Annotated in this window: 8 protein-coding genes and 1 pseudogene; all 9 read right to left on the bottom strand. The window is 70.6% G+C overall.

Translation table 11 applies throughout. The annotated features are described in order from the left end of the window. Positions 1-84 precede the first annotated feature (84 nt). Positions 85-696, bottom strand: coding sequence for a GTP-binding protein (locus E1293_RS40020; RefSeq protein WP_132204202.1), 612 nt, complete (start codon positions 694-696; stop codon positions 85-87). Beyond that, positions 677-1,105 (bottom strand): DUF742 domain-containing protein, encoded by a 429-nt coding sequence (locus E1293_RS40015; RefSeq protein WP_132204200.1) that lies wholly within the window; start codon positions 1,103-1,105, stop codon positions 677-679. Before E1293_RS40015 ends, E1293_RS40020 begins: the two co-directional genes overlap by 20 nt. Continuing rightward, positions 1,102-1,527, bottom strand: coding sequence for a roadblock/LC7 domain-containing protein (locus E1293_RS40010; protein ID WP_132204198.1), 426 nt, complete (start codon positions 1,525-1,527; stop codon positions 1,102-1,104). Before E1293_RS40010 ends, E1293_RS40015 begins: the two co-directional genes overlap by 4 nt. Further along, positions 1,524-3,905 (bottom strand): sensor histidine kinase, encoded by a 2,382-nt coding sequence (locus E1293_RS40005; RefSeq protein ID WP_243717279.1) that lies wholly within the window; start codon positions 3,903-3,905, stop codon positions 1,524-1,526. Before E1293_RS40005 ends, E1293_RS40010 begins: the two co-directional genes overlap by 4 nt. 278 nt (positions 3,906-4,183) lie before the next feature. Next, positions 4,184-5,893, bottom strand: coding sequence for a prenyltransferase/squalene oxidase repeat-containing protein (locus tag E1293_RS40000; protein WP_132204194.1), 1,710 nt, complete (start codon positions 5,891-5,893; stop codon positions 4,184-4,186). Further along, a complete protein-coding gene (locus tag E1293_RS39995) occupies positions 5,890-6,810 on the bottom strand; it encodes a terpene synthase family protein (RefSeq protein ID WP_243717277.1) in 921 nt (306 codons plus the stop codon). Before E1293_RS39995 ends, E1293_RS40000 begins: the two co-directional genes overlap by 4 nt. Next, positions 6,807-8,180, bottom strand: a complete 1,374-nt coding sequence (locus E1293_RS39990; protein WP_132204192.1) for a cytochrome P450 — start codon at positions 8,178-8,180, stop codon at positions 6,807-6,809. Before E1293_RS39990 ends, E1293_RS39995 begins: the two co-directional genes overlap by 4 nt. A 342-nt stretch (positions 8,181-8,522) precedes the next feature. Then, positions 8,523-8,879: a hypothetical protein gene (locus E1293_RS39985; RefSeq protein WP_132204190.1), complete on the bottom strand. Its 357-nt coding sequence runs from the start codon at positions 8,877-8,879 to the stop codon at positions 8,523-8,525. 46 nt (positions 8,880-8,925) lie between these two features. After that, positions 8,926-9,207, bottom strand: a pseudogene (locus E1293_RS39980) (EamA family transporter RarD); the annotation flags it as partial.

The raw sequence follows: 9,207 nt of genomic DNA, 5'->3' as shown, positions 1-9,207 counted from the left end.
CCTCTGCGACTACGTGATAACAAGAACAGGCTGACCAAAGAGAAGAGGCCGCGCGATCGCGCGGCCTCTTCTCTTGGCTGGTTCTCAGGCGTTCTGGGGTTCTGGTTCTTCGGTGAGGCCGCGGGACTTCATGGCGTGCAGGACCAGGTCGATGAGGACCTGCCTGCACGAGTCGAGGCTGCGGGCGTCGCAGAGCATGACGGGGACCTTGGGGCCGAGGTTGAGGGCCACCTGGATCTCCGCAAGGTCGAAGCGCTTGGCGCCCTCGAAGCAGTTGACGGCGACGACGAACGGGGTGCCGCGGCGCTCGAAGTAGTCGACCGACGGGAAGCAGTCGGACAGGCGGCGGGTGTCGGCGAGGACGACGGCACCGAGGGCGCCGATGGAGACCTCGTCCCACATGAACCAGAAGCGCTCCTGGCCGGGGGTGCCGAACAGGTAGAGGACGTACTCGTTCCGCATGGTGATGCGGCCGAAGTCCATCGCGACCGTGGTGGTGTCCTTGCGCTCCACGCCGGAGATGTCGTCCACACCGATGCTCTCGTCGGTGAGGAGTTCCTCGGTGCGCAGCGGCTGGGTCTCGGAGACCGTGCCCACCATCGTGGTCTTGCCGACCCCGAAACCGCCCGCGATCACGATCTTGACCGCGGTGGGGAGCCGGCGGGCGCGCACGCCTCTAGAGGGCCCGGAGACCATCGATCACCGCCTTGTAGAGCCTGATGTCGTGCATGTCCGCCTCCGGTTCGGGTTCCTGCATGGAGACGAAACCCTTGTCGAGCAGGTCGCCGAGCATCACCCGCACGGTCGCGACGGGGAGGTCGAGGTGGCCGGTGATCTCGGCGACCGAGAGCACCGACTGGCAGAGCCGGATGATGGCCAGGTGCTCGGGGCCGAGGCCGATCGCGCCCTCGGGCTCGGGACCGACCGCCACCACCAGGGTGATGAGGTCGAACTTGCCGCGGGTCGGCTCGATGCGGCCGCTGGTCATCACGTACGGCCGGACCATGGGGCCGGCGTTCTCGTCCAGGAACCGGTCCTGGGCGGGCCGCTGGGTCGCCGGATCCTCCGGCCAGTGGTCCTGCGCCGGGTCCTCGGGTGGCATCATGTCGGGCGGCCCTCCGCGGCGGACTCCGAGCGCGACGGCGACGTCAGGTGGTGCCCCATGGCGGTGACCAGCATCGCCATCTCGTAGGCGATCAGGCCGACGTCGGCGTCCTCGGTGGCGAGGACGGCGAGGCAGGCGCCCTTGCCGGCCACCGTGACCAGCATGAACGCCGACTGCATCTCGACGATCGTCTGCCGGACGGGGCCGCCCCCGAAGCGGGTGCCGGCGCCCTTGGCGAGGCTCTGGATCCCGGCGGCGACGGCGGCGAGGTGCTCACCGTCGTCCTGCGTGATGCCTTCGGAAGACGCCATGAGCAGGCCGTCGGCCGACAGCACGACCGCGCTGCGGGTGTGCGGCAGCCGATGGATCAGGTCGTCCAGCAACCAGCCCAGATCGGAGGTGGAACCGGCCTTCTGCGTCACTGATCTGCCTCGCCTTCCGCTGCGTTGGTGCCGAGGGTCTCGCCGCTCTGGTCCGACCGGGCCGCGTCGGAGCGGCCCCGCTGGGTGCCGCGCTGGTAGGAGCCCATGATCCGCTGGATCTCCGCGGGGGAGCGGCCCGGGTCGTCGGGCTCGTCCGGCTCCTGCGCGGCGGCGGGCCCGTCGGCGCGCAGGGGCTCGGCGAGGTTCGCCTGCGGCACCCGGACGGGGAGACCGGACGGTGTGGTGGAGTTGTCGGGCACGGGTGACTGGTCCTCCGGCTCGATGGTGTCGGGACGTCCGCCGTCCGCGGGGACGTCGTCCTGCCGCACGGGCTCCGCCTCCGGCAGGGGGGCGGGCGTCCGCGTGGCCGGTTCCTCCGGTGCGGGCGGGGGAACCGCCACCAGCGCGGGGCCGGTGCCCGCGGGCGGGAGCGTCGTCGTGGTGGCGCCCGCGACCGCGCCGACCGCGGCGGGGCGGCGCACCTCAAGGCCGTTCCGGGTGGTGGTGCCGGCCGGGACGGGCGCCGGGCCCTGCTCGACGATCAGGTCGCGGGGGATGACGACGACCGCGGTGGTGCCGCCGTAGGCGGACCGCTTCAGCGAGACCTGGAGGTTGTAGCGCTCGGCGAGCTTGCTGACCACGAACAGGCCCAGCTGGACCGAGCTCTGCAGGTTGAAGTCGGGCGGGTCGGCGATCCGGCCGTTGATCTCGACGAGCTTGTCGTCGGTCATGCCGAGCCCGCGGTCCTCGATGTCGATGGCGAAGCCGCTGGCGACGAGGTGGCCGCCGATCTGCACGATGGTGTCGGGCGGGGAGAACGACACCGCGTTCTCGATCAGCTCGGCGAGCAGGTGGGTGACGTCGCCGACCGCGCGTCCGGCGAGGTCGACGGGGCCGAACGGGAGCACGGTGACGCGGGTGTAGTCCTCGACCTCGCCGACCGCGGCGCGGACGACGTCCACCATCGGGACGGCGTTGCGCCAGCCGCGGGCGGGCAGGGAGCCGGACAGCACGATGAGGTTCTCGGCGTTGCGCCGCATGCGGGTCGCGAGGTGGTCGAGCCGGAACAGCTCCTCCAGCTCCTTGACCTCGATGTCGCGGCGGCGCTCCATGGTGTCCAGCATGGTGAGCTGCCGGTGCACCAGCGTCTGGGTGCGGCGGGCCAGGCTGAGCAGGACGTCGCGGATGCCGCGGCGCAGTTCGGCCTGCTCGACGGCGGTGCGGATCGCGGTCTCCTGGACGGCGTTGAACGCGCGTCCCACCTGCCCGATCTCGTCGGCGCCGAACTGCAATGGCGGCGCCTCGACGGCGACGTCCACCTTCTCGCCGTGCCCGAGCCGTTCGACGACGCCGGGCAGCCGCTGCTCGGCCAGCTCCCAGGCGGCGCCGCGCAGCCGTTCGAGCTGCTGGACGAGGGCGCGCGCCGTGGTGATCGACACGATGATGGACGCGACGACGGCCAGCAGGCCGAGGCCACCGGCCAGCAGCAGCCGGATGATGACGCCGACGGCGATGGGCTTGGCGCGGTCGACGAGGCGGTCACCGGAGGCCTGGATGGTGTTGCGCATCTCGTCGAGGGCGGGCTCGGCGGCGGCGCTCCATTGGTCGGCGGTCACCGAGGGGCGTGCCAGGGCGCGGTTCTGTTTCGCCGTGGGAGCCCGCCGGTTCTGCATGACCTCGTCTTCGAGTGCCTGCACCTGGGCGAGCTTCCGGCTTTTGGTCAGTCCGTCATAGAGGGTCCGGTCGGAGTCCTGAATGTCGGCGAGCGTCTGCGCGGTGTTGTGCCGGCGGGTGCCGACCGTCTGGGTGAACGTGATGAGCTCGGGCTGCGTGATCCGGCCGACCGCGAGGGAACTCGCCAGCAAAGCGTCTTCCTGGGAAAGCAGTTCCCACATGCGGTTGAGTTCCAGCAGCGAGCGGGTGTCGCGGGCGAAATCCTTGTCGTCCAGCGTCGCGAGCGAATCGTAGACGCGGAAAATGGAGTCGATGACCTCGGAATATCCGTTCGCGACGCGGCCGTGGTCGCCCGATCCGGCGTCGACGGAGCGCCGGGTCGCGTCCACGGCCCGCAAACGGACGAGCATCTGGTCGACGCGCCGTTCGAGCGTGTCGCCGCCGAAGCGGGAGACGTTGCCGCCGCGCGCGAGTTCGACCGCCTTGGCGCGTGTCTTGTCCGTCCGCGTGCGCTGCGCCTGCAGCGCCGACCTGTTGGCGGCGCTCGGCCTGGCGATCTGGACCACCGACAGCCGGCGTTCCCGCTGCAGGTCGGCGAGGAGCGGGTCGGTCGGCTGGGCGAGGGCGCTGTCCAGCGCGCTGACGCCCAGCAGATTGACGCCCTCGCGCAGGGTCACCCACGCGGCGAAACTCCAGAGTGCCACGAGGGAAAGCAACAGGGCCGTGATCTTGGTTCTCAGGCGCGAGTTGCGGAAGCGCATTACAATCGCCCCAACAATATGTGAATTGGCTCGCAACCCGCTGCTGCCAGGATTAGCCCGGTGCGGATCGCGCGATGGTGGGTGCAAGGGCGACGGCTAGCCGCCGTTCCATACGGCATGGAAGACTAGCAACATGACCATAACCCCTCAAGGTGAATCGTCAACGGCAGGCACTTTGTCGCTTTTCGAGGGGTGTGTCGGGTCCACCGGTGTGGCCTATTTCACTCGGTAGCACGGGTTGCGGCGGACGCCTCGCCCGGGATCTCGCGGGCGAGGTGGAGCGCGGCCAGCACCGCCGCCCGGACGATCGCCGAAGGCTTGTAGAGGTCCTTGTCGTGCCACAGCGCGGGCTCGTGCGCGTCCTCGCCGGTCAGCGAACGCATCAGGTGCGGTACGGCCCGTGACACGGCGTTCCGGGCGGCGTCGGCTTCGGCGCCGGACGCCGCGGTCGTCAACGTCAGGAGCTGGACGGCGTAGGCCGTCTCCTCGGCGGTGCCTTCCCAGCGCCCCCACGCCCCGTCCGGCCGCTGCGTCCCGAGGACCCAGCGCCTGGCCGCGGCGACCGACGGGCGGGAGTCCTCCCCGCCGAACATCGCCAGCGCGATCGCGCTGCACGCGGTCGCGTAGTGGGGGGATGCGTGCCACCGGTCCGACCAGCCGCCGTCCGGCCGCTGCTGCCCGCGGAGCCAGCGCGCGACCTTCGCCGTGGTCGCCGAGTAGCGCGGTGCCTCCGCGTCGGCCAGGCCGGTGGCGAGGTACTGCCCGAACGCCTCCAGGACGTGCGCGTTGGTCGTGATCGACGCCCCGTCCTCGCCCTGCCACGTGCAGAAATGGGAGTCGGTCTCGTAGGCGTAGAGCGAGTCCGGCCGGTGCGGCGCACCGAGCAGGGCGAGCGCGTACAGCGCGCCGGCGGTGGTGTCGGCGTCCGCGGGCAGGCCGTCCGCGGCCGGGGTGCCCGCCGGGCCCAGCGGCGCCGTCAGGCTGAGGACGAGCCGCGGAGGGACGGTCACGGGGACGCCCGCGCGGACCAGCCACGCCAGCACCCAGCCGCGCTCGAACACCGTCAGCGGGAAGCCGCACGGGACCGGGCCGCCGTGCTGGTCGACGACGGTCTCCAGATACCAGCGAGCGGGGCTGCTCGGCTCGTCCATCGCCCGCGTCCCCAGCCAGACCGCGGTCGCCGCAGGCGAGGCGCCGATCGTGCCGGTCGGCTCGGGACTCAGCCACGCCGGTCCGGCCGACCCGTCCCCGGCGACCTCCAGGGCGTGCATCAGCTTCTGCGGCACCTCCGCGCCGGATCCGAGCAGGGCCCGCACGAGGCTCAGCTTCGTCCGGTCCAGGCCCGCCGGGGCGCCGAGCTCACGTCCCGCCCACGGGGCGAGCCCCGGCACGGGACGGTCGGTCAGCCGGGCCAGCGCGGCGTTGATCCGCTCGACCAGGGCCGGCGCGATCAGCTCGATCGCGGGCAGGTCGGGCAGTTCGAGGGACTCCCCGGAGGGGCCGCACATCCGCGTGCCGAGCGCCCGCAGCCCGAGATCGGCCGCCCGCATCAGCCACCCGCTGTGGAGGGCGCACACGCGGTCGTCCCGCCTCCGGCCGTCCGCTCCCGTCAGCTCCGAGAGCAGTGCCTCGACCGCGCTCAGGGTCGGGATGAGCGCGTACCCGTCGTTCGGGGCTCCCCACGTGCCGTTCGGCCGCTGCGTGCCGAGGAGATAGGCGATGCGCCGGTCGTGGCCGCGGAGCCATGGCGCGAAGGAGACCAGGCGGCCGGTCTCGTACACCGAGGGCGAGACCTGCCCCCACGGGTGTGCGACCAGCCCGCCGATGAGGTCGCGGGCGGCGTGGGCCAGGTCGTCGTGGCGGCGTGCGGGTGCCGGCCGGCGGGACGGTGCGGTGGTGGTTCTCGGAACGGGACGGTCGTCGACGCTCACAACGTGCCCCAGAAGTCGGTGACGCCGTAGAAGCCCGCGCAGAAGTCCATCTGCCGTTCCATGTACTCCGCCAACTCTGGAACGCTCTTCCCGGCGTCCCGGAGCCGTGCCCGTGCCTCGCCGGTCAGTTCCCCGATCCGTGCCTCGACTTCGGCGCGCGGCCGGTCGAGCAGCAGGGCGTTCAGATCACCCCACTGGACATCGCGCTCGTAGGTGCCGAGATCGTTCAACAGGCGGATCACCCGCTGGACGGCGCGGATCGCCTCACGTACCACCGGAACGTTCCCACCGCCGCCGGAGACGATCCAGTGCGAGGTGAGAACGAAGGAGAAGCCCAGATTGTCGGCGTTCGCCAGGTACTCCTCGAAGGCCGGGCCGCGCTCGCCCCTTTCTCGTGCGGCCTTCCAGTCAAATTCGAGTGCCATGGCGTCGAGCATCCGCTGGAGCTCGTCACGCCAGACGTCGCGGAAAGCGGGAAACGTCGGTTCGGTCTCGAGTTCGCCGCGGATATCGGTGAGGAAACGCGCCAGCTCGTCCTCGGCGGAGGCGCCATCCGGGGCCGGCGCGCCGTCGGCGGCCGTCTCGCACCGGCGGACGAGCTCCGCCACCTCCGCGCGGGACGACGCCGCGTAGTCGATCAGCCAGTCGAGGCCGAAGCACCAGAGGCAGACCCGGTTGGCCATGCGCAGCCGGCCGGCGGTGAGCCCGGGGCCGCTGAACGCCGCCGCGAGCGCGAGCGTGCTGAACAGCGCGGGATCGAACGCCTTCGCGTCGTACAGCGCGGGATGCTCCGCGGCCCAGGCGCGCATGTGCCGCTGCACCTGCCCGGCGACGGCGCAGGTCGTGCCCGCGTCAAGTGCTGGAGTGGTGCAGGGATGAGGAGGGTCGGTGAGCTCGTCGGACGCGGTCTCCGTCATCGACTCCGCTCCAGGCGCTCCAGGGTCAGGTACAGCGGCTGGTTGGGACGGAGCGTCGCGCCGATCCGCGCCTCGACCGGGCCGTCCGTCGGCCGCAGCGACGGGCGGTACCGGCTCAGGATGGCGGTCAGGATCAGCTCCGCCTCCATGTTGAACACGTGCCTGCCGATGCACTGGTGCGGCCCGCCCCCGAAGGGGTAGTAGGCGTAGCGGTGACGGGCGCGGTTCTGCTCGGGGGTGAAGCGCTCGGGGTCGAATTCGAGCGGCCGCTCCCACACCGATCCGAGGCGGTGGGTGAGGAACGGGCTGATCAGCACGGTCTGCCCGGCCTTGACGGGGACGCCGCCGATGCTGGTATCGGCGAGCGCGATCCGAGGGAAGATCCAGCCGACCGGATACATGCGCAGGAGTTCTTGGATGACCTGCTTCACGTACGGCAGCCTGTGCAGGTGCTCGGGCCGGACGGCCTCGTCCCCCACGACCTCCTCGATCTCCGCGCGCAGCCGCCCGGTGATCTCGGGCTGCCGGTCGAGCATCGGCCACAGCCAGGTCAGCGCCACGGTCGTGGTCTCGGTGCTGGTGGCCCACATGGCGAGCAGATTGTCACGGACCCAGTGGTCGTCCAGGCCGCTGCCCTCGGTCATCCGGGCCTTGCACAGCGCGGTGAAGATGTCGTAGCCCTCGCCGGCGTCGTATCGGAACCGCTCGACGAGTTCGTAGAGCGTCTCGTCCATGACACGCAGGCCCTCGGCGAAGGCGCGGTCGCCGGGCAGCGGGATCGACTTCGGGACGAACGGCAGCAGGAAGCGGAACGCGATCGAGGTGGCGAGCCTCTCCATCGCCGGGATCAGCCGGTCTGCCTCCGCCTGCCGGATCTTGTCGCCGAACAGCACCTTGATCACGGTGTCGTGGACGATCCGCCCCATCTCCGGCAGCACCTCGATGGGCCGGCCGTCGCGCGCGGGCTCGTCCAGCTGCCGGACGGCCTCGTTGATCGCCCGCGCCATGTGGTCGCTGAGGGACCTGATGGTGCGGGTGGAGAACACCGGCTGCAGGACCCGCTTGCTGAGCTCCCACTCGGCGTACTCGGACATGATGCTGTCGCCGAAGAGGCCGTACAGAGGACGCCAGAACGTGCCGTCCCGGACGAAGTTCTGCGACTCCTTGCTGAGCACCTGCTGGACGTGGTCGGGGTGGGTCACCACGTAGGGGTGGGACGCGCCGAGATCGAGGCGCGCCACCTCTCCGCCGGCCGCGGTGCTGATGCGCAGGATCTCCCGTAGCGGGTCGCGGACGAATCGGGAGACCGTGGTGTAGAGAGGGAAGTTCTTCGCTCGCCGGGTGGGGAAGGCACCAGCGTCAACGGACACGTTCCTACTGCCCCTTGCGTGTAGACGAACCGCTCGGTCCGCCGCCTCCTAGCGGTCGCGGTCCGCAAGGCAGCGGTGGGCGATTAGAGATGTCTGTCCATGTCTGTGAGGCTTGGGCGATTTGTATATTTCGCTGGAAGTATCACATGATCATTTGACGTGATCAAGGGGATCGAAGGAAGAAATATCAGCCCATATCGGGCGACGTCCATCACTTGCTGGACGGGTTGTCTCATCTGTTGAGCCACCCTGACAGCGTCTGTCCAGGTGGCGGACCCGCGCCAGGGAATCGCCACGCAGAGTAGCGGGCGCCGAAAAGGGAAAAAACGGACCTTAAGGGGCTTATCGGTCGCGCCGGTCCACGGGGAGGAGATCGGGCCAGGCCACCCGTCCCGCCACCTGGACCTCGCCGGTCACCTTCCGCGACCCGCAGCGCGCCACGACCGGGTACGTGCTGGGCGTCGCGTCCCGTTTGACGGTGGCGTCGCCGTCCACGGCATGTCCGGTGAACGCCTCGGACATCGCCACCCGCCCCCGGCCCTTGCATCCAGGCACCGAGATCCGGACCTTTTCCCCAGGTCGCGCCCTGGCCGGCTCCACCGAGACCGCGTCCTGCCCGGTCGCTCCGCCGGTCGCCGGTGCCAGCATCCCCGCCGTGATGAGCGCCGCACCCAGGACGGTGACGCTGATCAGACGCAACGGAACTCCTCGAATCCGGCATTCGACGACCGGAACTCTAGCTTCTCTAGACGATTTCGGGCACCGCTTCCCGGCGTCCGGCGCTCAACCCGTCCCATGTCAGCGTCACCAGTGCGAGCCACACCAGCAGGAATCCCGCCCACCGGCTCGGCGGCATCTCCTCGTGCTGGACGAACACCCCGATGAGGAACTGCAGCACCGGCGCCAGATACTGCAGCATGCCGATCGCGGTCATCGGCAGCCGGATGGCCGACGCGTTGAACAGCATCAGCGGGACGGCGGTCACCACCCCCGCCCCCACCAGCAGCGCCGCGTGCCCGGCCCCGTG

The organism is Actinomadura darangshiensis (assembly GCF_004349235.1).
Taxonomy (GTDB): domain Bacteria; phylum Actinomycetota; class Actinomycetes; order Streptosporangiales; family Streptosporangiaceae; genus Spirillospora; species Spirillospora darangshiensis.
Note: the sequence above shows the minus strand (reverse complement) of the source record. Positions and strands in the feature narration are given on the sequence as shown.